23 protein-coding genes and 1 pseudogene are annotated in these 24,638 nt (G+C 68.9%); 16 read left to right on the top strand and 8 right to left on the bottom strand.

All coding sequences use genetic code 11. From position 1 onward, the window contains the following. Window positions 1–21 precede the first annotated feature (21 nt). Genes ASH02_RS26465 through ASH02_RS20550 form a run of 3 tightly spaced genes read left to right on the top strand, consistent with a single transcriptional unit; the run spans window position 22 to window position 2,449 of the window. Entirely contained in the window at window positions 22–270 is a 249-nt protein-coding gene (locus ASH02_RS26465; protein WP_056682699.1) for a phosphopantetheine-binding protein, read from the top strand. Continuing rightward, window positions 267–1,712, top strand: coding sequence for an AMP-binding protein (locus tag ASH02_RS20555; protein ID WP_057295382.1), 1,446 nt, complete (start codon window positions 267–269; stop codon window positions 1,710–1,712). Before ASH02_RS26465 ends, ASH02_RS20555 begins: the two co-directional genes overlap by 4 nt. Further along, complete coding sequence (locus tag ASH02_RS20550; RefSeq protein ID WP_056682689.1) at window positions 1,709–2,449, top strand: SDR family NAD(P)-dependent oxidoreductase; 741 nt, start codon at window positions 1,709–1,711, stop codon at window positions 2,447–2,449. The genes ASH02_RS20555 and ASH02_RS20550 overlap by 4 nt, the downstream gene beginning before the upstream one ends. A gap of 57 nt (window positions 2,450–2,506) precedes the next feature. On the opposite strand, the gene ASH02_RS20545 is transcribed toward ASH02_RS20550, so the two are convergent. Genes ASH02_RS20545 through ASH02_RS20535 form a run of 3 tightly spaced genes read right to left on the bottom strand, consistent with a single transcriptional unit; the run spans window position 2,507 to window position 4,436 of the window. Continuing rightward, window positions 2,507–3,706, bottom strand: a complete 1,200-nt coding sequence (locus ASH02_RS20545; protein WP_056682683.1) for an RNA polymerase sigma factor — start codon at window positions 3,704–3,706, stop codon at window positions 2,507–2,509. Beyond that, window positions 3,703–4,053 carry a YciI family protein gene (locus tag ASH02_RS20540; protein ID WP_056682681.1) on the bottom strand — a complete coding sequence of 117 codons (351 nt, stop codon included), beginning with the start codon at window positions 4,051–4,053 and terminating at the stop codon, window positions 3,703–3,705. The genes ASH02_RS20545 and ASH02_RS20540 overlap by 4 nt, the downstream gene beginning before the upstream one ends. Next, window positions 4,050–4,436, bottom strand: coding sequence for a YciI family protein (locus ASH02_RS20535; RefSeq protein ID WP_082563844.1), 387 nt, complete (start codon window positions 4,434–4,436; stop codon window positions 4,050–4,052). Before ASH02_RS20535 ends, ASH02_RS20540 begins: the two co-directional genes overlap by 4 nt. Before the next feature lie 123 nt (window positions 4,437–4,559). Between ASH02_RS20535 and ASH02_RS20530 the strand changes: the two genes are divergently transcribed. Continuing rightward, window positions 4,560–5,192: an MBL fold metallo-hydrolase gene (locus tag ASH02_RS20530; RefSeq protein ID WP_056682679.1), complete on the top strand. Its 633-nt coding sequence runs from the start codon at window positions 4,560–4,562 to the stop codon at window positions 5,190–5,192. Here ASH02_RS20530 and ASH02_RS20525 read toward each other — a convergent pair. Further along, the gene (locus ASH02_RS20525) at window positions 5,189–6,016 is read right to left on the bottom strand and encodes an NAD(P)H-binding protein (protein WP_056685025.1); all 828 of its coding nucleotides are present in this window, start codon (window positions 6,014–6,016) and stop codon (window positions 5,189–5,191) included. The two genes, ASH02_RS20530 and ASH02_RS20525, sit on opposite strands and share 4 nt — an antisense overlap. Before the next feature lie 361 nt (window positions 6,017–6,377). Here ASH02_RS20525 and ASH02_RS20520 point away from each other — a divergent pair, with 361 nt between their 5' ends. The 7 genes and pseudogenes from ASH02_RS20520 (at window position 6,378) to ASH02_RS20490 (ending at window position 15,524) form a co-directional block, all read left to right on the top strand. Continuing rightward, window positions 6,378–7,436: an ABC transporter substrate-binding protein gene (locus ASH02_RS20520; protein ID WP_056682676.1), complete on the top strand. Its 1,059-nt coding sequence runs from the start codon at window positions 6,378–6,380 to the stop codon at window positions 7,434–7,436. Beyond that, window positions 7,433–8,287: an ABC transporter permease gene (locus ASH02_RS20515; protein WP_082563843.1), complete on the top strand. Its 855-nt coding sequence runs from the start codon at window positions 7,433–7,435 to the stop codon at window positions 8,285–8,287. Before ASH02_RS20520 ends, ASH02_RS20515 begins: the two co-directional genes overlap by 4 nt. Next, window positions 8,266–9,027 carry an ABC transporter ATP-binding protein gene (locus ASH02_RS20510; protein WP_056682673.1) on the top strand — a complete coding sequence of 254 codons (762 nt, stop codon included), beginning with the start codon at window positions 8,266–8,268 and terminating at the stop codon, window positions 9,025–9,027. Before ASH02_RS20515 ends, ASH02_RS20510 begins: the two co-directional genes overlap by 22 nt. Further along, window positions 9,024–10,382 carry an LLM class flavin-dependent oxidoreductase gene (locus ASH02_RS20505; RefSeq protein ID WP_056682670.1) on the top strand — a complete coding sequence of 453 codons (1,359 nt, stop codon included), beginning with the start codon at window positions 9,024–9,026 and terminating at the stop codon, window positions 10,380–10,382. Before ASH02_RS20510 ends, ASH02_RS20505 begins: the two co-directional genes overlap by 4 nt. Beyond that, window positions 10,379–11,428, top strand: a complete 1,050-nt coding sequence (locus ASH02_RS20500; RefSeq protein ID WP_056682667.1) for an aldo/keto reductase — start codon at window positions 10,379–10,381, stop codon at window positions 11,426–11,428. The genes ASH02_RS20505 and ASH02_RS20500 overlap by 4 nt, the downstream gene beginning before the upstream one ends. Further along, a pseudogene (ssuE, locus tag ASH02_RS27605) lies at window positions 11,425–11,815 on the top strand (NADPH-dependent FMN reductase); the annotation flags it as partial. The gene ASH02_RS20500 and the pseudogene ssuE, both read left to right, overlap by 4 nt. A gap of 598 nt (window positions 11,816–12,413) precedes the next feature. After that, window positions 12,414–15,524 carry a glycosyl hydrolase gene (locus tag ASH02_RS20490; protein ID WP_200959208.1) on the top strand — a complete coding sequence of 1,037 codons (3,111 nt, stop codon included), beginning with the start codon at window positions 12,414–12,416 and terminating at the stop codon, window positions 15,522–15,524. Window positions 15,525–15,540: 16 nt separating this feature from the next. Here the strand turns inward: ASH02_RS20490 and ASH02_RS20485 are convergent, their stop codons facing one another. Beyond that, on the bottom strand, window positions 15,541–17,019 hold the full coding sequence (locus tag ASH02_RS20485; protein ID WP_056682657.1) for a flavin-containing monooxygenase: 1,479 nt from the start codon (window positions 17,017–17,019) through the stop codon (window positions 15,541–15,543). Between the two features lie 2 nt (window positions 17,020–17,021). Further along, window positions 17,022–17,432, bottom strand: coding sequence for a MerR family transcriptional regulator (locus ASH02_RS20480; RefSeq protein ID WP_056682654.1), 411 nt, complete (start codon window positions 17,430–17,432; stop codon window positions 17,022–17,024). Between the two features lie 62 nt (window positions 17,433–17,494). On the opposite strand from ASH02_RS20480, the gene ASH02_RS20475 reads away from it, so the two are divergent. Together ASH02_RS20475 and ASH02_RS20470 are read left to right on the top strand one after the other, a co-directional pair. Continuing rightward, entirely contained in the window at window positions 17,495–18,385 is an 891-nt protein-coding gene (locus ASH02_RS20475; protein ID WP_200951154.1) for an NAD(P)/FAD-dependent oxidoreductase, read from the top strand. Between the two features lie 130 nt (window positions 18,386–18,515). Then, a complete protein-coding gene (locus ASH02_RS20470) occupies window positions 18,516–19,334 on the top strand; it encodes an endonuclease/exonuclease/phosphatase family protein (RefSeq protein WP_056682647.1) in 819 nt (272 codons plus the stop codon). Between the two features lie 52 nt (window positions 19,335–19,386). On the opposite strand, the gene ASH02_RS20465 is transcribed toward ASH02_RS20470, so the two are convergent. Continuing rightward, window positions 19,387–20,634: an isochorismate synthase gene (locus ASH02_RS20465; protein WP_056682644.1), complete on the bottom strand. Its 1,248-nt coding sequence runs from the start codon at window positions 20,632–20,634 to the stop codon at window positions 19,387–19,389. A gap of 65 nt (window positions 20,635–20,699) precedes the next feature. Next, the gene (locus ASH02_RS20460) at window positions 20,700–21,839 is read right to left on the bottom strand and encodes a L,D-transpeptidase family protein (protein ID WP_057295380.1); all 1,140 of its coding nucleotides are present in this window, start codon (window positions 21,837–21,839) and stop codon (window positions 20,700–20,702) included. 155 nt (window positions 21,840–21,994) lie between these two features. Here ASH02_RS20460 and ASH02_RS20455 point away from each other — a divergent pair, with 155 nt between their 5' ends. From ASH02_RS20455 to ASH02_RS20445, 3 genes are all read left to right on the top strand, one after another. After that, window positions 21,995–22,684 carry a demethylmenaquinone methyltransferase gene (locus tag ASH02_RS20455; RefSeq protein WP_056682642.1) on the top strand — a complete coding sequence of 230 codons (690 nt, stop codon included), beginning with the start codon at window positions 21,995–21,997 and terminating at the stop codon, window positions 22,682–22,684. Window positions 22,685–22,924: 240 nt separating this feature from the next. Next, window positions 22,925–24,232, top strand: coding sequence for a geranylgeranyl reductase family protein (locus ASH02_RS20450; protein ID WP_057295379.1), 1,308 nt, complete (start codon window positions 22,925–22,927; stop codon window positions 24,230–24,232). 27 nt (window positions 24,233–24,259) lie between these two features. Then, window positions 24,260–24,619, top strand: coding sequence for an NADH-quinone oxidoreductase subunit A (locus ASH02_RS20445; protein WP_056682635.1), 360 nt, complete (start codon window positions 24,260–24,262; stop codon window positions 24,617–24,619). Window positions 24,620–24,638 lie beyond the last annotated feature (19 nt).

The raw sequence follows: 24,638 nt of genomic DNA, 5'->3' as shown, positions 1-24,638 counted from the left end.
CCTCAGAAGGAAGGCCCGACCGTGACCGATCAGGACAAGACCCTCGCGGTGATCACGCAGTTCCTCACGCGTGCCGACAAGAGCACCGACGACGTCTCCCCGACCACCGGCCTGTACGGCGACGGGCTCGAGCTCGACTCCCTCGAGGCGGCCGAGCTGTCCGCCATGCTCGAGGACGAGTTCGGCAACGACCCGTTCTCCTCCGGTGATGAGCTGCCGCAGACCGTCGGCGACATCCTGGCGTTCTACGAGGTCGCTGCGCCCGCATGATCCGACTCCTCTCGCGTGCCGCGGCTGCCGCGCCCGACCAGGTCGCGGTGGTCACGCCCGAGGGTTCCCTGACGTATGCCGAGCTCCTGCGTGACGCCCACGCCGTGGCCGCCGCCTTCGCCGACCCGTCGCCAGTTCGTGTCGACCCGTCGCCAGTTGTTGGTGACCCGTCGCCAATTCGTCTGGCAGGCGTGCGTCGGGTCGCGATCGTGGAGCCGGACGCCGCGTGGGTCCTGCGGCTGCTGGCCGGCGCGGCGCTGGCCGGCGTCGAGGCCTGCCAGTACCAGCCCGACACCCCTGTCGGTGAGCTCCTGCCCCAGTTGGCCGCGTTCGACCACACGCTCGTCGTGACCCGCCGCCCGGACCTCCTCGAACTCGCCGACCCGTCGCCAGTCTTCATCGACCCGTCGCCAGTTCTCATCGACCCGTCGCCAGTTTCAGAACAAGCGACGGGTCGACCGAAACAAGCGACGGGTCGGGTGTTGATCAGGACGACCGGCACGACCGGCGAGCCCAAGGCGGCCCGGCACGACTGGGAGATCCTGGCCCGCACCGTCGAGGCCGTGGCCCCGCGACCGCACCAGCGCTGGCTGCTGGCCTACGGGCCCCAGCAGTTCGCCGGCATCCAGGTGCTCCAGCACGTCGTGGCCGCGCAGGCGACCCTGGTCGCGCCGTTCCCGCGTCAACCGCGCGACGGGCTCGACGCGCTGCTGCAGCACGACGTGACCTGTGTGAGCGCCACCCCGACATACTGGCGGTTCCTGCTGACCGAGGCTCGCAGCCGCGGCGTCGAGCTCCCGGAGCTGGAGCAGATCACCCTCGGCGGCGAGGCGATCCCACCGGACCTCCTGGCCGACCTCGAGCGCACCTTCCCGACCGCGCGCATCTCGCAGGTCTATGCCTCGACCGAGTTCGGCTCGATTGTCTCGGTCGGTGACGGCCGGGCCGGGTTCGGCGTCGACAAGCTCGTCTCCGTCGAGAATCCCGAGGCCCACCTGAAGATCGTCGACGGCGAGCTGCACGTCCGGCGTACGGCCGGAATGCTCGGCTACGCGGGGCGCCCCGACGTCCCGGCCGACGACGCGTGGAAGCCCACCGGCGACCTCGTGGAGATCGTCGGCGACCGCGTCGAGTTCCGTGGCCGCGACTCCGACGTGATCAACGTCGGCGGGGTCAAGGTGCACCCGCTGCCTGTGGAGAACGCGATCATCGCGCTGCCCTCGGTGGCGGCGGCGCGGGTGTTCGGTCGCGCCAACAAGCTCACCGGTGCGATCGTGGCGGCCGAGGTCGTCGCCGTGAACGGCACCGACGAGGAAGAACTGCGACGGCAGGTCAAGGCCGCCGTCGCCGACCTGCCCCGCGCGTGGCACCCGCGCAGCATCACCCTTGTCGAGGCCATCGCCACGCAGGGCCAGAAAACAGTGAGAAGGATGGAACCGTGACCGCACCCGAAGAGACCCGCGTCGCCCTGATCACCGGCGGCAGCAAGGGCCTCGGCGCCGGGCTGGTCGAGGCCTACCTCGCCGCCGGGTACGTCGTCGAGACCTGCTCGCGGTCCGCCACCGACCAGGTCGACCTGTGGGCCAAGGAGTTCCCCGACCACTTCGGCTTCGCCTCGGTCGACGTCTCCGACTCCGCGGCCGCCGACGCCTGGGTGAAGGACGTCGCGCGTCGCCGCGGGCGCATCGACGTGCTCGTCAACAACGCCGGTGTCGCCCCCGAGGGCGTGATCGCGTTGTTCAGCGACGACCAGATCGACCAGGTCGTCGACCTCAACATCAAGGGCACGGCGTACGTCACCCGCGCCGCCTCGCGCGTGATGCTGGCCCGCCGCTCCGGCTCGATCGTCAACGTGTCCTCGGTGGTCGGGATGTCGGGCTACCGAGGGCTCTCGATGTACAGCGCGACCAAGGCCGCCCTCGACGGCATGACCCGGGGCCTGGCCCGCGAGCTGGGTTCGCGCGGCATCACGGTGAACAGCGTCGCGCCGGGCTACCTGCGCACCGAGATGAGCCACGGCCTCGATGAGACGCAGCTGACCCAGATCACGCGTCGTACGCCGGCCGGCCGCCTCGGCGAGCCCTCCGACGTGGCGCGGGCCGTGCTGTTCCTGACCGACCCGGCCAACACCTACATCACCGGCCAGGTGCTGGTCGTCGACGGTGGCCTCACCGCCTGACACACCTGACGCGAGGACCGAAACGTCAGGGAGTATCCCGATCGGTGGACCGGAACGTCAGGGAGTATCGGACATTGCGCGACGTGCGACGAGGTGGGAGCGCTCGGCGTCGTTGTCGCACAGGTCGATCGCCCGGTCGAACTCCTGGCGGGCCTCCTCGGTCCGCCCCGCGCGGGACAGCAGCTCGGCCCGCGCGCCCGGCAGGCGGTGACCGGGCAGCTCGAGCCCGTCGAGCACGGCCAACCCGGCCAGCGGCCCGTCCGCCTCGGCCACGGCGATCGCCCGGTTGAGGCGTACGACGGGGGACCCGGTCAGGTGCTCGAGCTCGGCGTAGTGGCCGGCGATCCGCGACCAGTCGGTGTCGGCCGCGGTCGCCGCCACCGCATGCTCGGCGGCGATCAACCCCTGGAGCAGGTAGGAGGTGGCGGGCCGCATGGCCAACGGGAGCAACAGCTGCAGGGCCTCCGCGATCTCGTCCCGGTGCCATCGGGTGCGGTCCTGGTCGGGCAGGAGCACCAACTCCCCGTCGGCCACCCGGGCGTCGCGCCGCGAGTGCTGGATCAGCATCAGTGCCAGCAGTGCGTCGAGGTCGGACCAGTCGCCCGAGCCCGGCAGCAGGGAGCGCAACACGCGCACCAGTCGGATCGCCTCACCCGACACATCCGCGCGCAGCACGTCGGCGCCGGACCCGGGCGCGTAGCCGGCGGTGAACGCCAGGTAGGCCACGTCGGCCACGACCCCGACCCGCTCGGCCAGGTCGTCGGGCACCTCGAAGCGTTCGTTCGCGAGCCGTTTCCTTGCCCGCGTGAGACGTGCGGCCATGGTCGGCGTACTCACCAGGAAGAGGCGGGCGATGTCGGCGGTCGACACGCCCAGCACCAGCCGCAGGGTCAGCGCGGCGGCCGCCTCGCGCGGCAGGGAGGGGTGGGCGCACAGCAACACGAGGCGCAGGCGCTCGTCGGGCACCTCGTCCATGTCCACCAACTCCTCCGCGTCGGAATCGACCGCCAGCAGTGGCAGCTTGCGCGCCGCGACGGCCTCCGCACGCAGCCGGTCGAGGATGCGTCGACGGGCTGCGGTCAACAGCCAGGCAGGCGGATTCGTCGGTACGCCGTCGCCCGGCCAGGTGCGTGCCGCGGCCTCGAAGGCGTCGCCGAGACCGTCCTCGGCCAGGTCGAGGCGTCGGTACTGGGTGACGAGCAGGGCCAGCAACCGGCCCCACTCGTCGCGCCAGACCTGCGCCAGGACGTCGTTCACTCCTCGTCGTAGCCCTCGATCTTGACGGCGGGCCGCACCTCGATCGTGTAGTTCTCCGGCAGGATGCGGGTCAGCTCGAGGGCGTCTTCCACGGACGGGACGTCGATCAGGTAGAAGCCGGTCAGCTGCTCCACGCTCTCGGCGTACGGCCCCTCGGTGAGCACGCCGGCGCGCAGTGTGCGGGCCGTGGACGTCGCGTCGAGTGCCGCCGCGGCGACGATCTCGCCGCGTTCCTTGATCGCCTTGTCGAACGCCCGATGCGCGTCGAAGCCGGCCGTGCGGTCGGCCTCCGAGGCGGTCAGCCACGCATCGGGATCACGCTCGGCGAGCAGCACGAGGATCTTCACTCCGACGCCTCATGCGTCGTGGCCCGCACCTCGATGGGCGCGTGGGCCATGTCGACCGGTTCGTCGCCGCCGGTCGGGGCGAGAACTGCGACCACCTGGAGCAGGTCGTCGAGGTCGTCGCTGTCGATCATGTAGAACCCGGTCAGCTGCTCCACGCTCTCGGCGTACGGACCGTCGGTGATCTCGACCTGCTCGCCGCTGCGGCGGACGACCTTGGCCTCCCGCGAGTGCGTCAGCTCGGCGCCGGAGACGATCGTGTGCCCGCGCTCGGCCAGCTGCCTCGCGAACTCCTCGTGAAGTCCGTAGACCTGTTGGCGCGCCTCTTCGGTGGCGTTCTCCCAACTGGCCTCGTCGCCGGGCAGGAGTACGACGTACCTGGTCATGGTGTGATCCTCTCTCCGCTGGTCAGTCTGTCACCGTGATGACGCGCGAACCCGGCGCAAATCGACACTGGGCCGAAATTGATTCGGCCGTCAGCGTGCCGCCGCCGGTCGTAATGTGGGGCCATGCGCATCACGAAGTTCGGTCATGCCTGCGTCCGTCTCGAGGCCGGCGGCCAGGCCCTGGTGTTCGACCCCGGAATGTTCACCGAACCCTCGGCGGTCGACGGAGCCACCGCCGTGCTGATCACCCACGAGCATGCCGACCACTACGACGCGAGTCGGCTCAGGGCCACCGACGCGCCGATCTTCACCATCGAGGCCGTGGCCGCGCAGATCCGTGAGCACGCGCCCGATGTCGCCGAGCGGGTCACCGTGGTGGAGCCCGGCCAGTCGTTCGACGCCGGCCTGCCGGTGCGCGCCGTGGGGGAGCTGCACGCGGTGATCCACCCGGAGTTCCCGCGGTTCTTCAACTCGGGCTACGTCGTGGAGTCCGAGGGGCAGTCGGTCTACCACCCCGGTGACGCGCTGACCCTGCCCGACCAGCGGGTCGACGTGCTGCTGGTGCCGTCGAGTGCCCCGTGGCTGAAGGTGTCCGAGGCGATCGACTTCACCCGCGCGGTGGATGCGCCGCTCAACCTGGCCATCCACGACCGCATCTACACCGAGGCCGCGCACCGCATGCTCGAGGGACACATGGCGAAGTTCCTGCCCGACGGCCACAGCTACGTGCGCCGCGCCGACGGCGAGGACCTCTAGGAGAGTGCCTGTTCGAGGGTGCGGGCCGGGTGGCCGGTGAGCCGTTCGACATCGCCGGTGACACGTGAGGTGGAGCCGTCGGCGATCGCGGTGTAGGTGCTCACCCAGGCGTCGAGCTGCCACTGCCCGACGTCGTACGCCGCGCGCCGCGAGGCATAGGCCTCCCCGAGGGTCTCCTCCTCGTAACGCAGCTCGCGGCCGAGCACGATGCCGGCGCGGGCCGCGACCTCGTCGAGGGTGAGCGCCTCCGGGCCGGTCAGCTCGTACGCGACGTTGCGGTGCTCGTGTGGTGCGCGGAGCACGACGGCCGCGACGTCGGCCACGTCGGCGCGGGCCACCGCGGCGACTCGACCGTTCCCCGCGGGCCCGCGGATCGCGCCCGAATCGTCGGCGAAGAATGGCAGTACGTCGAGGTAGAAGTTGTCGCGCAGCAGCGTGAAGTCCATGCCGGACTCGCGAATCGCGGCCTCGGCGTCGTGGTGGTCGCGGCCCAGGGTGAACGTGGCGTCCGCTGCCGCACCCGCGAACGACGTGTAGACGATGTGGCGCACCCCGGCGGCTGCGGCCGCCGCGATGAACGTGCGGTGCTCCGCGCGCCGAGTGGACGACTCGGCCGCCGAGACCATGAAGAGCACGTCGACACCGCGCAGCGCAGTCTCGGCCGCCACTGCGTCGTCGTACGACGCCACGGCGACGGTGCTGCCCGGGAGGGTCGGTGCCCGTGAGGCGTCGCGGACGATCAGGCGCGGTGCGAGATCGGTGAGGAGGCGGGCGACGGTTCCGCCGAGGGCGCCGGTCGAGCCGGTCACTGCGAGGGTGGTCATGTCGGTGCAACGTACGCCGTCCGGCACGGATTCCGGGTCGGATGCCGGACGTCGATCTCATGATCCGGTCTTTAACTCGACAAAGACTACTAATTTACTGTTGTATGGAGGCATGAACCGCAGCGCTCTCCTCACCCAGCGCCGCGCGGTCGACCTCATGGGTGTCGCCAGCGCGGTCTGTCGCTGACCCCTCGGTCCACTCTCGCCGCTGACCATCAACTCCGACTGGTCAGCCGGCCGCCTGCACCCGTCGCGGCGCAGGCCTCTCTCCGCCGTACGCCGGCGACGGGCGAACTCACGCAGGGCGCCCGCGCCGGCGTCGTACGGCGCCTCTCCCGCACGCACCTGCAAAGGAACACCCATGTCCCGACCCATCCGCCCGTGGCGCCTCATCGCCGTGGCCGCACTCTTCCCCCTGCTCGCACTGACCGGGGCCTGCGACGAAGCCGCCGCCGGCCCGCACCTCGGGCTCGACGAGCCGCTGCCGACCAGCGCGCCGAAGGAGACCAAGCTGGTCGTCGGAGACCCGACCACGGAGGTCGCCTTCGAGCTGTCCGGGCAGAAGGACAAGTTCAGCTTCGACATCGAGTTCGCCCAGATCAGTGGCGGGCCGCAGACCACGGAGGCCTTCCGGGCCAAGGCGCTCGACGTCGGCGCGGTGGCCGACATCCCGCCGATCCACGCCCACTGGACCGGCCTCGACGTGAAGATCGTGGCCGCGAAGTACCGCCAGGACCCCATCGAGCACCCGATCTACGAGCTCGGCATCAAGCCCGGCGCCGACGTGAAGACGCTGGAGGACCTGCGCGGCAAGAAGATCGCCTACAGCCCGGGCCAGGCCCAGGGCGCGCTCATCCTGCGGGTCCTGGAGAAGGCCGGTCTCGAGCAGGACGACGTGAAGCTCGTCGAGCTGCCCAGCACCGGTGACGTCTACGCGACCGCGCTGGCCGCCGGCGAGGTCGACGTGGCACCGCTCGGCAGCACCCAGATCAAGCGCTACCTGGCCAACTACGGCAAGGACGGCGCGACCACGATCCGCCATGGCCTGCGCGACGATCCCAGCCACCTCTACGTCCTGAAGAGCTCGCTCGAGGACGAGTACAAGGCCGCCGCGATCCGTGAGTACGTGCAGCGGTGGGCGATTGCGCAGAAGTGGATCGACGAGCACCCCAAGGAATGGCTCGAGGGCTACTACGAGAAGGACCAGGGCCTGTCGAAGGAGGACGGCGAGTACCTCATCAAGGCGACCGGCCACCCGGAGATCCCGACGGACTGGAGCCAGCACATCACGGACCACCAGGCCACCGTCGACCTCCTGGCCCGCGAGACCGACCAGAAGGAGTTCGACGCCGCCGTGCTCTGGGACCGGCGCTTCGAGAAGCTCGGCGGCACCGCCTACGAGACGGGCAAGATCTCGTGACCGCGGTGATCACCCCGCCCGAGGTGGCGCCACCCGAGGGCAAGCCGGTCGAGCTCACCGTCGACCAGCGGCCACTCGCCCGCAAGCTGGGCCCCGGCGCTCCGATCAGGCTCTCGGGCCTGATCGGCCCGCTGCTCCTCCTGGGCGCGTGGTTCCTGGCCTCGTGGTCCGGCGTCCTCGACCCGCGCATCCTCTCCGAGCCGTGGACGGTCTGGTCGACGGCTCGCGAGCTGATCGCCGACGGCCGGCTCCAGGACAACCTCAAGGTCTCGGCCGAGCGGGCGACGTACGGCCTCGCCCTCGGGGTGGTCGTCGGACTGCTGCTCGCCCTCGTGAGCGGGCTCAGCCGGTTCGGCGAGGCGGTCATCGACGGGCCCGTGCAGATCAAGCGAGCCATTCCGTCGCTGGCCCTGATCCCCTTGCTGGTCCTGTGGTTCGGCATCGGCGAGAACATGAAGATCTACACGATCGCCCTCGGCGCCTTCGTGCCGATCTATCTCCAGACCCACTCTGCGTTGCGCAAGATCGACCTGCGGTACGTCGAGCTGGCCCAGACCGTGGACCTGTCGCGGACCGACTTCCTGCGACGTGTGGTCCTGCCCGGTGCGCTGCCCGGCTTCCTGCTCGGCCTTCGCTTCGCGGTCACCGGCGCCTGGATCTCCCTGGTCGTCGTCGAACAGATCAACGCCACCAGCGGCATCGGCTACATGATGGAGCTCGCCCGCACCTACGGACAGACCGAGATCATCGTCGTCGGTCTCGTCGTCTACGGACTGCTGGGCCTGCTCTCCGACGGCGCCGTCCGCCTGATCGAGAGGAGGGCCCTGCGATGGCAGCGCACTCTGGGCTGAGGCCCACCACCGCACCCGTGGTCGTCGAGAGCCTGGTCCGCGGCTTCGGCCCGAAGGGCGTGCTCAACGGCGTCGACCTGACCATCGAGGAGGGCGAGTTCGTCGCGCTCCTCGGCCCCAGCGGCTGCGGCAAGAGCACGTTGCTGCGAGCCCTGGCCGGCCTCGACCGCGCGGTCTCCGGCAGCGGCCGGATCGTCGTGCCGGCGGAGCGGGCCGTGGTCTTCCAGGACTCCCGTCTGCTGCCGTGGGCCCGGGTGCTCGACAACACTACCCTCGGCCAACGCGGCAAGGCGGCCCGTGACGCCGGTCGAACGGCGCTCCGCGAGGTCGGCCTGGAAGGGCGGGAGGGGGCCTGGCCTCACGAGCTCTCCGGAGGCGAGCAGCAACGCGCGGCACTGGCCAGGTCCCTGGTGCGCGACCCCAAGCTGTTGCTCGCCGACGAGCCGTTCGGCGCCCTCGATGCCCTTACCAGGTTGAAGATGCACGAGCTGCTGCGCAAGCTGCACCGCGCCCACCAGCCCTCCGTGCTGCTGGTCACCCACGACGTCGACGAGGCGATCAAGCTCGCCGACCGGGTCGTCGTCCTCGACCACGGACGCATCGCCGTCGAGCAGGTCATCGACCTCGACGGCGACCGGGACCCGTCCGACCCGCGGTTCGCCGCGATCCGCAAGGAACTGCTCGCCACCCTCGGGGTCGGCGAGACCACCGCGTCCGACCTGAGAAGGGAATCGGCATGACCCGCCAGACCAGAAGACAGCTCCACCTCAACGCCTTCCTGATGAGCACCGGCCACCACGAGGCGTCATGGCGGCTGCCGGAGAGCGACCCGACGTCCAACACCGACATCGCGCACTTCCAGCGGCTGGCGCAGATCGCCGAGCGCGGCAAGCTCGACTCGATCTTCTTCGCCGACTCACCGGTGCTCTGGGGTCAGGTCGGACGACGACCGAGCGGCACCCTCGAGCCGACCGTCCTGCTGACCGCCATCGCTGCGGCCACCGAGCGGATCGGCCTGATCGCCACCGCCTCCACGACGTACAACGACCCCTACAACCTGGCCCGTCGCTTCGCCTCGGTCGACCACGCCAGTGGTGGCCGGGCCGGGTGGAACGTGGTGACCACCGCGGGGCCGGAGGCGGCGAAGAACTTCGGTCTCGACGACCAGCCGGTGCACAGCGAGCGCTACGAAAGGGCCGCGGAGTTCCTGGACGTCGCCCGCAAGCTGTGGGACAGCTGGGACGACGACGCGGCCGTGCTCGACAAGGCGGCCGGTGTCTGGGGCGACCAGGCGAAGGTGCGCCCGATCGACCACGAGGGGCGGTTCTTCAAGGTGCGCGGGCCGCTGAACACCCCGCGTTCCCCGCAGGGCCACCCGCTGATCGTGCAGGCCGGGTCGTCGGAGGACGGCAAGGGGCTGGCCGCGAAGTACGCCGAAGCGGTCTTCACCGCGCAACAGTCCCTTTCGGAGGCGCAGGCGTTCTACGCCGACCTCAAGCAGCGCACCACCGCCGCCGGCCGAGACCCCGACACGATCAAGATCCTGCCCGGCATCGTGCCGGTGATCGGGTCCACCGAGGCCGAGGCGCTGGCCCAGGAGTTGCAGCTCGACGAGCTGATCGTGCCCGAGTACGCCGTCGCGCAGCTGGCCCGCACCCTCCGCGTCTCACCGGAGCAACTGCAGCTCGACAGGCCGTTGCCCGCCGACCTCCCCGGCGAGGACGAGATCGAGGGCGCGAAGAGCCGCTACACGCTGATCGTCACCCTGGCCCGCAGTGAGAACCTCACCGTGCGGCAGCTGATCGGGCGACTCGGCGGAGGCCGCGGACACCGCACCTTCACCGGCACTCCCGAGCAGGTCGCCGACGCGATCCAGGGCTGGTTCGACGCCGGCGCCGCCGACGGCTTCAACATCATGCCGGCCGTCCTGCCCTCCGGGCTGGAGGCCTTCGTCGACCACGTCGTGCCGATCCTGGTCGAGCGTGGCCTGTTCCGCAGTGAGTACGCCGGCACCACCCTGCGCGACCACTACGGGCTGTCCCGACCGGACAGCCTCTACACCGCTGAGACAGCACTCGAGAGGAACCTCGCATGACCGACTACCGACCGCTGGGCCGCACCGGCCTCAAGGTCAGCCCGCTGACGCTGGGAACCATGATGTTCGGCGGCCACGGCAATCCCGACCACGACGACTCGATCGCGATCATCCACCGGGCCCTGGACTCGGGCATCAATCTCGTCGACACCGCCGACGTCTACTCCCAGGGCGAGTCCGAGGAGATCGTCGGCAAGGCGCTGAAGGGTCGCCGCGACAACGTCGTCCTCGCCACCAAGTTCCACGGCCGGCTGGGGGAGGACGTCAACGAGTTCGGCAACTCGCGCCGTTGGATCATCCGTGAGGTGGAGAACAGCCTGCGCCGGCTGCAGACGGACTGGATCGACCTCTACCAGGTGCACCGCCCGGAGCCCGACACTGACATCGACGAGACGCTCGGGGCGCTGAGCGACCTCGTGCACCAGGGCAAGATCCGCTACGTCGGTACGTCGACCTTCCAGCCGTCCCAGATCGTCGAGGCGCAGCACGTCGCACACGCCCGGGGCAGGGAACGTCCCGTGACCGAGCAGCCGCCGTACTCCCTGCTGGTGCGACACGTCGAGCGCGAGGTGCTGCCGGTCGCCGAGCAGTACGGCCTGGGCGTGCTGCCGTGGAGCCCGCTGGCCGGTGGCTGGTTGTCTGGCCGCTACAACCGCGACGCGATCACCGCACCCACCTCGACGCGCGCCGGTCGCCAGCCGGCCCGCCACGACCCGACGCGGGCAGACAACGCCCGCAAGCTCGAGACGGTGCTCGACCTGACCGACCTGGCGGAGGAGAACGGACTGACGTTGATCCACCTGGCACTCGCCTTCGTGCTGCAGCACCCGGCGGTCACGTCGGCGATCATCGGACCGCGCACCCACGAGCACCTCGAGGCCGCGCTCGGCGCCGACAAGATCACGCTGACCGACGACATCCTCGACCGGATCGACGAGATCGTCCCGCCGGGTACGACGTACAACGTGGCCGACGAGGGTTGGCAGCACCCGGCGATCACCGATGCCTCCTTGCGGCGCCGGCCGGAAGGGCGGGGAGCCCGATGAGCCGCATCCTCACCGTCAGCGGCTCACCCAAGGTGGTCTCGCGGTCGGCCCGGCTGCTCTCGCACGTCGCGGCTGCCGTCGAGGAGGACGGCCACGAGCTTCGTGACCTGCGCGTCCTCGACCTGCCGGCGGATGCCCTGCTGGCCGGCAACACCGAGGACCCGGAGATCGCCGAGTCGATCGCGCAGCTGGCCTGGGCGGACGGCGTGGTGATCGCGACGCCGGTCTACAAGGCGGCCTACACGGGTCTGCTCAAGGCCTGGCTGGACCTGCTCCCGCAGTTCGCACTGGCCGGCAAGGTGGTGCTGCCGCTGGCCACCGGTGGCTCGCTGGCGCACGCCCTCGCCCTCGACTACGCGCTGCGGCCGGTGCTCCAGTCGATGGGCGNCCCGCCACGTCGTACAAGGGTTCCTGGTGGTCGACTCGTTCATCGAGGCCGACCGCGACGGCGTGACCACGATCAGCGGCGAGGCACTCCCCGGCCTCACCGCGGTGATAGACGGGTTCGGCCACGCGCTGTCGGTCGCGCCGGTGGAAGTTCTCGTCTGACCGACCGGCGCTGCCACGGGCCTCCTCCTCCGCCTGTCCGTGACGGCGCCGGGTCAGGCGTGGTCGTCGGTCTTGAAACGATCGACGTAGGTGACCGATGTCGGCCAACTGCTTGTGGTCGACATCCACCAGTGCCTACTGTGCCGGTGAATTGAAACGAATCATTTCGTAGACATTCCACCAGCAGAAGAAGGGTCAGTGGTCAGCCATCATGAGGACACCCGACACGAGGCCGGCATCAGCGTCCAGGTGGCTCCTCGCCGCCGCACTGGCGCTGACGGTGGTGACGCCCCTGACTGCCACCGCCCTGGAACCGCAGCGAACGTCCGCGGCGGTGTCGCAGCCGTATGGTGGACAACCAGCGGGTGCCTCGGTAGCCGCCGGGGACCGTTCGTTCGAGCAGCAACTCGAGGGCAAGTACGTCGACCCTGACCGGGTGTTCAGCACCGACGTGCGCTGGTGGTTGGGCGACGCCTCGGCCACCGACGAGACCCTGCTCGAAGAGATCCAGGCCCTCTATGACGCGGGGTTCAGGGGTGTCGAACTGTGCATGCAGGACGACACCGCCGCGCCGAACGACGTGTATGCGTACGGCACCGAGATGTGGACCCACAAGTGGAACTTGATGATGAACAAGCTCCTCGACCTGGGCATGGGTGTCTACCTCACGTCCGGCACGAACTGGTCAACCTCGAACGTGCCCGGGATGGACCCGGCCAGCCAGTCGGCCATGCAGAACCTGACCCTCGGAACCGGCACGGTCGCCCCCGGCCAGAAGTTGACGGCGCTACCGGCGCCGGGGCAGAACGCGCGAAAGGCCGGCGCCACGTTCGTCAGTGCCTACGCATACAAGGTCGTGAACGGAAACACTGTCGACCCGGACAGCTTCATCGACCTGGTGCCCGAGCTCACCCAGGGCGCCGATGTGTGGACGCAGAATCTCGACTGGACCGCTCCCCCCGACGGCACCTACCGGGTCTTCGGCCTGTGGACCCAGGGGACCTACCAGTCCTCCAGCCCGTCCGCGGAGCCCAGTTATGCCACCAACTACTTCGACGAGCGAGGGGTGGATGCCCTGCGGAGGTTCTGGGAAGAGCCCTATCTCGCCGACCCCGCACTGCGGCGCAAGATCCTGGACGGCGACGTGCAGCTGTTCATGGACTCGCTCGAGATGAGCACGGGCGACGGGTTCACCTGGTGGGCCGAGGACATGGCCGCGGAGTTCAAGGAACGTAAGGGTTACGACATCACGCCCTACCTGTTCCTCGTCAACGGTGTGGGCAATGTCTGGAGCAACCCCTACCACCGGGTCGCGACCGCTGGAACCTACAAGCTGGACGGCGACGAAGACCGCCGCCAGCGGATCATCAACGACTGGCAGGACGTCATGACCCAGCTCTACCGCGAGCGGATGCTGCAGCCCATGAAGGAGTGGCTGAACTCGGTGGGCATCGAGACCCGAGCGCAGATCTCGTACGGCCAGCCGATCGAGATGTCAGAGCCGGCGATGGATGTGGACTATCCCGAGGCTGAGAACCGGAACCAGTACAACCAGGTCGACATGTTCCGCTATTGGACGGGCGGCGCCAAGTTGGAGAACAAGGTGCTCTCGTCGGAGACCACTGCCCTGCAGTTCGCGTGGAACGGCACGCATCAGCTGCGTCTCGAGGATGCCTACTCGCAGTTCGCCGCTGGCATGCAGCGGACCATCTGGCACATCTGGACTTCCGGTTTCGGGTACGGCAACTACCAGTGGCCGGGCTACGTGACTCGTGGCGACTTCACCCTGGTGTCGACACGGGCGCCGTCGTCGGCGAACTACGACGAGCTCAATGCGCACCTTGGGCGCGTCCAGCAGCTCATGCAGACGGGCAAGTCTCGCGCCGACGTCGGTTTCGTGACGCAGAAGTTCGTTCACGGCTTGGCATTTGGTGGAGGCACCGGGAGCAACAACCAGGCGATGAACTGGCAGCGTGCGCACCAAGGCATCCACTATCGCTCGACGGAACTGCAGGACAACGGCTACACCTATGACTACTTCAGCCCGAGGTTCCTGTTCGACGACGACGTCCACTTCGATCAGCGGACCAAGACCATCGAGAAGGCCGGCTACAAGGCCGTCGTGCTCTATCAGGACTGGCTCGACATGGACGGGGCCAGGCGGCTGCTCAACTGGGCCAAGAGGGGTCTCAAGGTCGTCGTCCTTGATGACGCCGCATCGCGGACGCCGTTCAACGATGGCTTGGACCGCGCCCTGAAAAAGGTCATGGACGAGATGTTGGAGCTGCCGACGGTCAGGCAGGCGACGGTCGACGACGACATCGACTACTTCAGCACCACTCCCGGCGGCTACAGCGACAACGTCCTCGAGAAGTTGCAGGAGCTCGGTGTCTCGCCGTACGCGGGATATTCGGAGCCCAATGAGCAGCTGCTCAGCCAGACGCGCGAGGACAAGGAGGGCAACCGGTATCTGTATGTCTACAACTACGACGACGGTTCCTACCGGGACAAGAGTCTGCGTCCCGAGGTGCGGGACTCTCCCAACCCCGGCACCAACATCAAGACCGACATCGAGATGCAGGGCACGTTCGTTCCCTACACGATCGACGCGTGGACGGGCGAGGCCACCGAGTTGGCCGGGTATCGCTGGCAGGACGGCAAGACTGTCGTTCCGGTCGACCTCGACTACAACAACATCGCCCTGATGGCCTTCGAGAAGGTCAGCAAGGAGAAGCTCCACATCGTCTCCACTGACGCGGACTCGTCGTACGCCGTTGCGAAGGGCGTGACTGTGCGGGCAACGAAGAGCGGCGAGGTCACCACGGAGCTCAGCAACGGCAAGACCTATCGCGACACCGTGATCGTCCCGGATTCCTACGACATCACCGACTGGGACCTCACCGTGAACTCGTGGAGACCGAGCCCCACCGTCGGCGACCTGGTCCGCACCGAGACCGTCGACGGCGTGACGACGACCAACCGGAAGACCTCGACGGTCACCACCCCGATCAATGTGGAGTTGGACACCTTGAAGACCTGGAACGACATTCCCGAGGTGGGCAAGGCGGTCTCAGGAACCGGCCACTACGAGGCCACATTCGACTGGGACGCGGATGCGGCCAGCGGTGCCTACCTCGACTTCGGTGACTCGCTCGAGGAGAGCATGGACGTCTGGATCAACGGTCGCAAGGTCGGCGGACGTGTCAGCACCAACCCCACGAAGGTGAAGCGAGACGTCGGCGGAGTCGGCAAGTCGACCATCGACGACGGCACCGGACGGCAGGTCCCGTTGGTGGGCGAGAACCAGTTCACTGGCGGTGTGAACTGGATGGACCCCGTCGCGGACATCAGTGAATATCTGGTCGATGGCGACAACGAGATCGTCATCGACTACAACTCGGCCCTCGCCAACGTGCAGCTCGACCGAGGAGTCGGGCCCAGGGAAACCCGCAACGCGGAGGGGTGGTGGGGCTACAACATCGAATACCTCAAGTTCGGTCCGAGCCAGGCGAAGATCGTCCCGTTCGCTGACCGGCGGTATCCCTAGGGTGTGACGGCGCCGGTCAGGCGTAGTCGTAGTCGTCGAGAGGGAACGTCTCCTGCTCGCGGTGGTTCTGCCAGGTCGTGGTCGGCCGGGCCAGAGTCGCCTCGCCCTGCTCGTTGAAGTAGTAGCTGCGCGAGGTGGCGCAGTCGCCCAGCGTCCAGACGGAGTCGTCGATGCGACGCTGCATCCTGTCGGTGAACGCGTCGGCGGCGGACTCGGTCACCTCGAAGCGGGTCGCCTGACGACGTCGCAGCTCGCCGAAGAGCCGGTCGACGTGCTTCATCTGGGCCTCGATCGTGGTGAAGAACGACAGGCCCGCATAGGAGTACGGCGCCGCGAGGTGCAGGTAGTTGGGGAACTTCGCCACCGTGATGCCTTGGTAGGACGCGAACCTGGTGTTGCGCCAGTGCTTGCCGAGGTTCACCCCGTCACGCCCGATCACCTCGAACGCCGGGAAGTTCGTCTGCCAGAGGCTGAAGCCGGTGGCCAGCACCAGCACGTCGATCTCGGTGCGGGTGCCGTCCTCGGTGATGATCGAGTCGCCGTCGACGCGGGCGATGCCGCCGGTCTCCAGGTGCACGTGCGGCTTGTTGAACGTCGGGTAGTAGGAGTTGGAGAACGTCGGCCGCTTGCACCCGAAGTCGTAGTCGGGTGTCAGCCTGCGGCGCAGCTCGGGGTCGCTGATGCTGCGGGCCAGGTGTCGCCGCCCGATCCGCTCGGCCGCCTTCACCGCAGGCCTGAGGCGGCGGAAGTTGACCACCCCGGCGAGCAGCGCCTCGAGCACGGTGGAGTTCCACAGCCGCGCCGCCCGCTGGGTCAGGGGAACCGCACCGAAGGCGCGCCTGGCCAGGCCGGGCATCGCGAAGTCGAGCTTGGGTGTCACCCAGATCGCGGTGCGCTGGTAGACGGTCAGCTCGGCGGCCCGCTCGGCCACCTCGGGAATCAGCTGCACGCCGGTCGCGCCGGTGCCGATCAGCCCGGCCCGCTTGCCGGTGAAGTCGTAGTCGTGGTCCCACTCGGTGCTGTGGATGACCTTGCCGGTGAACGTCTCGATGCCCTCGATGTCGGGCACCTTCGGCTGGGACAGGAAGCCCGTCGCCACGATGAGGTACGTCGAACGCTCGGTGCTGCCGTCGGCCAGCTGAACGTGCCACTCACCCGAGTCGTCGTCCCAGCGCGCGCTCTCGACGCCGGTGTCGAAGCGCATGTGCCGGCGTACGTCGTACTTCTCGGCGACGTGCTCGCAGTACTTCTTCAGCTCCGCACCGGGTGCGTACCACCGCGACCAGTGCGGGTTGGGCTCGAAGGAGAACGAGTAGGTCACCGAGGGGATGTCGACGGCCAGGCCGGGGTAGTGGTTGACGTGCCAGGTGCCGCCCAGGTCGTCGTTGCGCTCGAGGATCTCGAAGTCCTCGATGCCCAGGCGCTTGAGCTGGATGGCGATGCCGATGCCACCCAGGCCGGCGCCGACGACGATCGCTTCACGTGTGCGGGTCATGGTCAGAACCCTGCCAGCAGGTCGTCGATGTGGCTACGAAAGCGCGGGCACTGGGCGATGTCGTGGGCCTGGCAGCGCAGCGCGTGCTCGGTCATGGCGCGCGAGATCTGCATCTCCTCGATGGTCCGGTCGATGTCGGCGATGTGCCCTTCGAGCACCTTGTGCCGGTCGGGTGTCTCGCTGTCGAGGAGGGTCGAGATCTGCTCGAGGCTCATGCCGGCGGACTTGCTGCGCTGGATCACCGCGATGCGTACGACGTCCTCCCGGCCGTAGCGACGCCGGTCCGCCGAATCGCGTTCGGGGGTGAGCAGGCCGACCGTCTCCCAGTGCCGGAGCACGTTGGTCGGGAGGTCGAACCGTTCGGCGACCTGGCCGACGGACCAGGGTCCGTTCGAGTGAGGGCTTGACTTCATGTTGACATGAAGTCACAGGCTTGGTGCATCGTCAAGAGAAAGGCACCCACACCATGTATGACGTGATCGTTGTCGGCGGCGGACCCGCCGGCCTGCAGGCCGCCCTGACCCTGGGCCGCATGCACAAGTCCGTGCTGCTCCTCGACTCCGGCTCCTACCGCAACGGCCGGGTCTCCCACATGCACAACTTCGTCACCAACGACGGAACGCCGCCCGAGAAGTTCCGCGAGCAGGCGCGCGCCGAGCTGTCGGCGTACGACACCGTGGAGGTGCGCGACGAGACGGTCGACGCGGTCGCCCGTGACGGCGAGCGGTTCGTCGTGACCACGGGTGGCGGCGTGCTCGAGAGCCGGCTGGTCATCCTCGCCACCGGCGTCCGCGACGAGCTGCCGGCCACCCCCGGCCTCGACGACATCTGGGGCGAGCTGGCCTACGGCTGCCCGTTCTGTCACGGCCACGAGCTGAGCGGCCGCGCGATCGGCGTGCTCGCCGGGCCGCCCGCCGTGCTCCACCTGGTCGGGCTGCTCGCCCCGATCGGGTCGTCGGTGACCGTCTTCACCGAGGGTGCCGAGCTGTCGGCCGATGACGCCGCTCTGCTCGACAGCCTCGGCGCCACCGTGCACGCGGAACCCGTGCTCGGCGTGACCCGCACCGACGACGAGGTGCGCGTCGAGCTCGACGGCGCCGACGACCTCACCGTCGCCGGACTGTTCGTCGGCACCGGCAGGCTCGTGCAGTCGGCCCCGTTCGCCGAGCAGCTCGGCCTCGACCTGCAGGACAGCGGCTGCATCGCGGTCGACGACTTCGGGCGTACGTCGCTCCCGGGTGTCCACGCGGCCGGCGACCTGGCCCATCGGTCGTCGTTCCCGATGCCGATGGCCTCCGTGCTGGCCGCCGCGGCCGCAGGTCAGCTGGCCGCAGTCGCCTGCGTGCAGCAGCTGCTGGCCCACTGACGGGAGTCGAGTGCTCAGGTGGCTGCCCGGGGAACCACTTCAGCACTCGAGCCCGTTGGGACGATATGTGTGTACGCCGGTCCGCAGCGGGTACGACGAGATGCACCGAACCCCTTCTCGAGGAGCTCCCATGCGCGTTCGTTCCTTCGCCGGCGCCGCTGTCGCCGCCGCACTCGTCGTACCGCTTCAGCTGGGAGCGGCTCCGGCCACCCCGGCCGAGGTCACGCAGGCCGCCGCACCCGTCCAGCAGGCTCGTGCCGCTGCGACCAGCCTGCGGGTGATCACCTACAACATCCGGTTCGGCGAGTTCGGCCTGGCCAACCTGGCCTCCGACATCCGCAAGACCGGCGCGAGCATCGCGGTCCTGCAGGAGGTCGACAACCGCACCGCGAGCGGCGGCGTGCACCAGGCCAAGAACCTGGCCCGACGCCTGGGCTGGCACGTGGCGTACGACGCCAACAGCCGCAAGTCCTTCGGGTGGAGGGGCAACGCGGTCATCTCGAAGTACCCGATCGTGGCGACCAACCGCTTCACCCTGCCGCAGCCCGAGGGCACCGAGAGGCGCGGACTGATGATCGCGCGGGTCAAGGTCGGCACCAAGAAGCTCAACGTCTGGGTGACGCACCTGCAGCCCGGTCGTGGTCGGCTGATGCAGGCCCGGGCGGTGCGGGACCGCATCGGCACGCCGCGGTGCGCGACGGTGCTCGGCGGCGACTTCAACGCCGGCCCGGAGCAGCAGGAGCACAACGTCCTCGACACCCACCTGGTCGATCTCTGGAAGGCAGTCGGCACTGGCGACGGCGACACCAACAAGCGCGGCACCGCGCGCATCGACTTCCTCTACACGCGACGGGTCACCAAGGTCAGCTCGTGGGTGGCGCCGCTGCGGCACTCCGACCACCGTGCGGTGATCGGCAACGTCAGGGTCGCCAGCGCGAACTCCTGTTGATCCGGGTTGAGTGCTGAGGTGGCTGCCCGGGCAACCACCTCAGCACTCAACCTCAGCGTGAGGCGGTGAGCGCGTCGCGCACGGGCACGAACTTGGCCTGCGACTCGGCCAGCTCGGCCTCGGGGTCGGAGTCGCCGACGATGCCGCACCCGGCGAAGAGGCGCACCGTCGGCCCCGCGACGTGGGCCGACCGCAGCGCGATGCCCCACTCGCCGTCGCCGGTCGCGTCGATCCAGCCGACCGGCCCGGCGTAGCGGGCGCGGTCCATGCCCTCGATCTCGGCGATCAGGTCCGTGGCCACGTCGGTCGGCGTACCGCCCACGGCGGCGGAGGGGTGCAGCGCCTCGGCCAGGTCGAGCGACGAGACGCTCTCGGCGTCGTGAACCACACCGGCAACGTCGGTGGCCAGGTGCATGACGTTCGGCAGGTGCAGCACGAAGGGCGCCTCGGGCACGTTCATCGACGAGCAGTGCGGCTCCAGTGCCTCGGCGACCGAGCGGACGGCGTACTCGTGCTCCTCGAGGTCCTTCGAGGAGCGGGCCAGGGTGGCGGCCAGCGCGAGGTCGCGCTCGTCGTCGCCGGTCCGCCGGATGGTGCCGGCCAGCACCCTCGAGGTGACCAGGCCGCGCTCGCGGCGGACGAGCATCTCGGGGGTGGCGCCGAAGAGGCCGTCGACATGGAAGGTCCAGCACATCGGGTAGGTCTCGGAGAGCTGGCGCAGCGGCCAGCGCACGTCGACGTCGACGTCGGAGGTGGCGATCAGGTCACGCGCCAGCACGACCTTCTCGAGGTCCCCGCGGTTGATGCGCGAGACGGCGTCGGCCACCACGGACATCCACTCGTCGCCGTTGCGGGCACCGTCGGCGAAGCTGACCACGGGTGCGCGAGCGGGCTCGGCAGGCGCCAGGTCGGGGATCTCGCAGTCGACCGTGGTCACCCAGGCCAGGTCGCCGCGGCGACCGACCACGACGCGGGGGAGCACCAGCACCGAGTCGCCGGGATCGTCGGCGAAGCCGAAGCTGCCGAAGCTGACCGGTCCGGTGCCCGGCTCGTTGACCTCGTCGCGGATGTCGGCGCGGGCCACCATCTCGGACCACCACTTGGCGGCGTCGGAGAAGCGGGTCGGCCCGGAGGTGCGCACCTCGGCGGCGACTCCCCAGCCGACGAGGCCCTCGCGGCGGCGGATCCAGCTCACCGGCGACTCGGGCGGGACGACGTCGAGCAGGGCCCCGACCGCGTCCTTCTCGAGGAGTGAAGTGCGTACGACGATGCGCTCGGCCGCGGTCGAAGTGGTGGTCACGAGGCGTCAGCCTACGCCGAACCTCGCGACCACCACTCCTTGACAGTGCCTACCCGGTCCCGGGGTCAGGACCAGTAGACGATGACCTTGTCGCCGACGTTGACCTGGTCGTAGAGCCACGCGAGGCCGTTGTAGTCACGGACGTTGACGCATCCGTGGCTGGCTCCGCCGTAGCCGTTGGCCGCGAAGTCGGAGGAGTAGTGCACCGCCTGGCCACCGGAGAAGAACATCGAGAAGGGCATCGCCGAGCCGAACTCGTTCGACACGTGGTCGATGTCCTTCCAACCGACGTTGAAGGCGCCTTCGCGGGTGGGTGTGTCGTTGAGCGTGGACCCGAACCGGACCTCGAGGGTCTTGAGCACCTTGCCGTCCACGACCCAACGCAGCGTCTTGCTGGTCTTGTCGATGCACATCACTCGCCCGGTGGCGCAGCGCGGGTCCAGCGCGGCGCTGGTGGCGGTGCCGGGGTCGGGGGCGACGTTGTGCTTCGCGTCGTGGGTCGGCGTGCTGGTCATCGCGTGCAGCCGGTCCATGGTGCGCTGGTCGACCTCGCCGGTCACGGGGATCTCGCGCTTCTCCTGGAAGCCCTTCACCGCCGAGACCGTGTTGGCGTCGTAGGTGCCGGTGACCAGGCCGGCGTACCACTGGATCGCCTTGAGGCGGGCCTGAAGGTCGCGGACGTCGTCGCCGGTCGCGCCGCTGGCCAGGATCGCCGGGCCGGGCTTGAGGATGTTGAACAACTGGTCGTGCGTGGGGGGCTTGGTCATCTTGACCAGCTTGTTCCACGTCTTCTGGTCGACCACGCCGGTCGCCTTGAGGCCGCGCTTGGCCTGCCAGCCGGCGACCGCGTCCTTCGTGGTCTTGTCGTAGACCCCGGTGGTCTTCTCCGGGAGCCACTGCATCTGGAAGAGGCGGTGCTGCAGCTCGCGCACCTGCTCGCCCTTGTCTCCGGGGGAGAGCACGTCGGCCGGCGGCTCGGGGGTCTCCGTCTCGGAGGGCTCCTCGGACGGGTCCTCGGAAGGTTCGTCAACCGGTGCCTCGCTTCCGTCGTCGGTGGAGGCTCCCTCGCGGCCGGTCTGCGACTTCGCGCTCGAGGTGGGGTCGTCGTTGTTCAGGTGGCGCACGGCCATGCCGGCGCCGTACGCGGTTGCCGACATGAGCACCAGGGTCAGTGCGGTGAGCAAGATGATGCGCAGGGCCCTCATGCTGTCCTCCAAGGTCCGAGAAGTTTCCAGTGTCACAAGGGTTGACGCATTCACTCGGCATTTGGTTGCCGAAACTTCTCCGGTCATCTGTTCGGCGTCACCACCTCGTGACCTCGGAAGCGGCTCTGGACCCGGGGCCGCATAGGGTTTGTCGCGTGACCCGAGCCGAACTCGACAAGGACCCGCACGACGTACGCCGCATGTTCGACGCGGTGGCGCGGCGCTACGACCTCACCAACGACGTGCTGTCCATGGGGCAGGACCGTCGCTGGCGCAAGGACGTCATCCGTGCGGTCGACCCGCAGCCGGGCGAGCTCGTGCTCGACCTCGCCGCCGGCACGGGTACGTCGAGCCAGCCGTTCGCCGACCTCGGGGCCACGGTCGTGCCGTGCGACTTCTCGATCGGGATGCTCCAGGTGGGCAAGAAGGCCAAGCCGCACCTGCCCTTCACGGCGGGTGACGGCACGAAGCTGCCGTTCGCCGACAACACCTTCGACGCGGTGACGATCTCGTTCGGGCTGCGCAACATCGTCGACCCGAAGGCGGGGCTGCGTGAGCTGCGCCGGGTCACCAGGCCGGGCGGACGCCTCGTGGTCTGCGAGTTCAGCCACCCCACGAACAAGCCGTTCCGCACGGTCTACATGGAGTACCTGATGAAGGCGCTCCCGGCGATCGCCCGCACGGTCTCCTCCGCGCCCGACGCCTACGTCTACCTCGCCGAGTCGATCCGGGCCTGGCCCGACCAGCAGGGCCTGGCCCGCTGGATCGCCGAGGCCGGCTGGGGCGGCTGCGAGATCCGCAACCTCAGCGGTGGCATCGTGGCACTGCACCGCGCCACCGCCTGATCCACGGTTCGCGCATCAACGATCCACGGTTCGCGCATCAACGATCCACGGTTCGCGGAAATAGGGCATGGAAATGTGACGTAATTCCGCAGGTCAGGTGGGGTTTCGGAGCAACTCACCCCCGGGTTTCGCTGGCGGGACGGGAGTCCTAGACTGTGGCGCACGCCACCATGTGAAGTGTTTCACAATCTCACATGCGTCGGCTTCCGACAGCGCTACAGCACGTGAGGGAGACATCCGATGACCGCCGCCGCGATGACGCCCGGAGCGGATCGCCAGGCACAGGTGATCGTGGTCGGCGCGGGTCCGGCCGGCGCCGCGACGGCGTACCACCTGGCCGCGGCCGGCATCGACGTCCTGGTGCTGGAGAAGTCGTCCTTCCCGCGCGACAAGATCTGCGGTGACGGCCTGACCCCGCGCGCGGTCAAGCAGCTTCTGGCGATGGGCTTCGACCTCGACGAGCCCGGCTGGCAGAAGAACAAGGGTCTGCGCATCATCGGCGCCGGCCACCGCGTCGAGCTGCCGTGGCCCGACCTCACGACGTACCCGCCGTTCGGCATGGCCCGCGCCCGCATGGACCTCGACGAGCTGCTGGCCCGGCACGCGCAGAAGGCCGGCGCCCGGCTGCGTGAGAGCACGTCGGTCACCGGCCCGGTCTTCGACGAACGCACCGGCCAGGTGGTCGGCGTGACCGCGAGGTCGGTCGACGAGCGCGGCCGCAAGTACGGCGACGAGCTCGAGTTCCGCGCCCCGATCGTGATCGCCTGTGACGGCGTCAGCGCCCGCATGGCCACCGCCCTGGGCATCGAGCGCCGCGAGAACCGGCCGATGGCCGTGGCCTGCCGCGCCTACTACGAGACGCCGATGCACGACGACGACTACATGGAGTCGTGGCTCGAGCTGTGGGACGGCAAGCCCAACCAGAGCAACAAGCTGCCGGGCTACGGCTGGATCTTCCCGCTCGGCGACGGTACGGCGAACGTCGGACTCGGCATCCTCAACACCAGTGCGGCCTTCCAGAACATGGACTACAAGGAGTCGATGCGCCGCTGGCTCGCGCACACTCCCGAAGAGCTCGGTTTCAGGGACGAGAACCTCACCGCGCCGATCAGGTCCGCGGCCCTGCCGATGGGCTTCAACCGCAAGCCGCACTACCGCCGCGGCATGCTGCTGGTCGGCGACTCCGGCGGCATGGTCAACCCGTTCAACGGCGAGGGCATCGACTACGCCCTCGAGGCCGGCAAGATGGCCGCCGAGATCGTCGTGCAGGCCCTCGGACGGCTGCCCGGAGCGAACCGCGAGCGGGTGCTCGAGAGCTACCCGGCCGCCCTCGACGCGGCGTACGGCGGCTACTTCACGCTCGGTCGTGCGTTCGCCCACCTCGTCGGCAACCCGACCTTCATGAAGCAGGCCACGAAGTACGGCCTGCCGAGGCCCGGCCTGATGCGCTTCACCCTGAAGCTGATGGCAAACCTCACCGACCCGCGTGACGGCGACGCGATGGACCGCATCATCAACGCCCTGAGCAAGGTGGCGCCGAATGCTTGAGATCAACGAGCGCGAAGGAGCGCACTGATGGAGCTCTACACCCCGGTGCTCGTGTTGGGAGCCCTGGCCGCCGGCTTCGCGATCTTCTCGATCGTGGTCAGCTCGCTGACCGGCCCGGCCCGCTACAACCGCGCCAAGCTCGACTCCTACGAGTGCGGCATCGAGCCGACCCCGCAGCCCGTCGGCGGTGGCCGGTTCCCGGTGAAGTACTACATCACCGCGATGCTCTTCATCGTCTTCGACATCGAGATCATCTTCCTCTACCCGTGGGCGGTGCACTTCGACGCGATGGCCTTCTTCGGGCTCGCCGAGATGGTCATCTTCATCGCCACTGTCTTCATCGCCTACGCATACGTATGGCGCAGGGGTGGTCTCGAGTGGGATTGACCGCCGTCATGCGCGCACG

The organism is Nocardioides sp. Soil796 (assembly GCF_001429525.1).
GTDB lineage: Bacteria > Actinomycetota > Actinomycetes > Propionibacteriales > Nocardioidaceae > Nocardioides.
This window is presented reverse-complemented; position numbering and strand designations above follow the sequence as displayed.

Bases quoted from the DNA above. Each gene is read 5' to 3' on its own strand.
- ASH02_RS20555 (WP_057295382.1), top strand. From the start codon at position 267: ATGATCCGACTCCTCTCGCGTGCCGCGGCTGCCGCGCCCGACCAGGTC.
- ASH02_RS20535 (WP_082563844.1), bottom strand. From the start codon at position 4,436: ATGACCAGGTACGTCGTACTCCTGCCCGGCGACGAGGCCAGTTGGGAG.
- ASH02_RS20530 (WP_056682679.1), top strand. From the start codon at position 4,560: ATGCGCATCACGAAGTTCGGTCATGCCTGCGTCCGTCTCGAGGCCGGC.
- ASH02_RS20525 (WP_056685025.1), bottom strand. From the start codon at position 6,016: ATGACCACCCTCGCAGTGACCGGCTCGACCGGCGCCCTCGGCGGAACC.
- ASH02_RS20520 (WP_056682676.1), top strand. From the start codon at position 6,378: ATGTCCCGACCCATCCGCCCGTGGCGCCTCATCGCCGTGGCCGCACTC.
- ASH02_RS20510 (WP_056682673.1), top strand. From the start codon at position 8,266: ATGGCAGCGCACTCTGGGCTGAGGCCCACCACCGCACCCGTGGTCGTC.
- ASH02_RS20505 (WP_056682670.1), top strand. From the start codon at position 9,024: ATGACCCGCCAGACCAGAAGACAGCTCCACCTCAACGCCTTCCTGATG.
- ASH02_RS20500 (WP_056682667.1), top strand. From the start codon at position 10,379: ATGACCGACTACCGACCGCTGGGCCGCACCGGCCTCAAGGTCAGCCCG.
- ASH02_RS20485 (WP_056682657.1), bottom strand. From the start codon at position 17,019: ATGACCCGCACACGTGAAGCGATCGTCGTCGGCGCCGGCCTGGGTGGC.
- ASH02_RS20480 (WP_056682654.1), bottom strand. From the start codon at position 17,432: ATGAAGTCAAGCCCTCACTCGAACGGACCCTGGTCCGTCGGCCAGGTC.
- ASH02_RS20470 (WP_056682647.1), top strand. From the start codon at position 18,516: ATGCGCGTTCGTTCCTTCGCCGGCGCCGCTGTCGCCGCCGCACTCGTC.
- ASH02_RS20460 (WP_057295380.1), bottom strand. From the start codon at position 21,839: ATGAGGGCCCTGCGCATCATCTTGCTCACCGCACTGACCCTGGTGCTC.
- ASH02_RS20450 (WP_057295379.1), top strand. From the start codon at position 22,925: ATGACCGCCGCCGCGATGACGCCCGGAGCGGATCGCCAGGCACAGGTG.
- ASH02_RS20445 (WP_056682635.1), top strand. From the start codon at position 24,260: ATGGAGCTCTACACCCCGGTGCTCGTGTTGGGAGCCCTGGCCGCCGGC.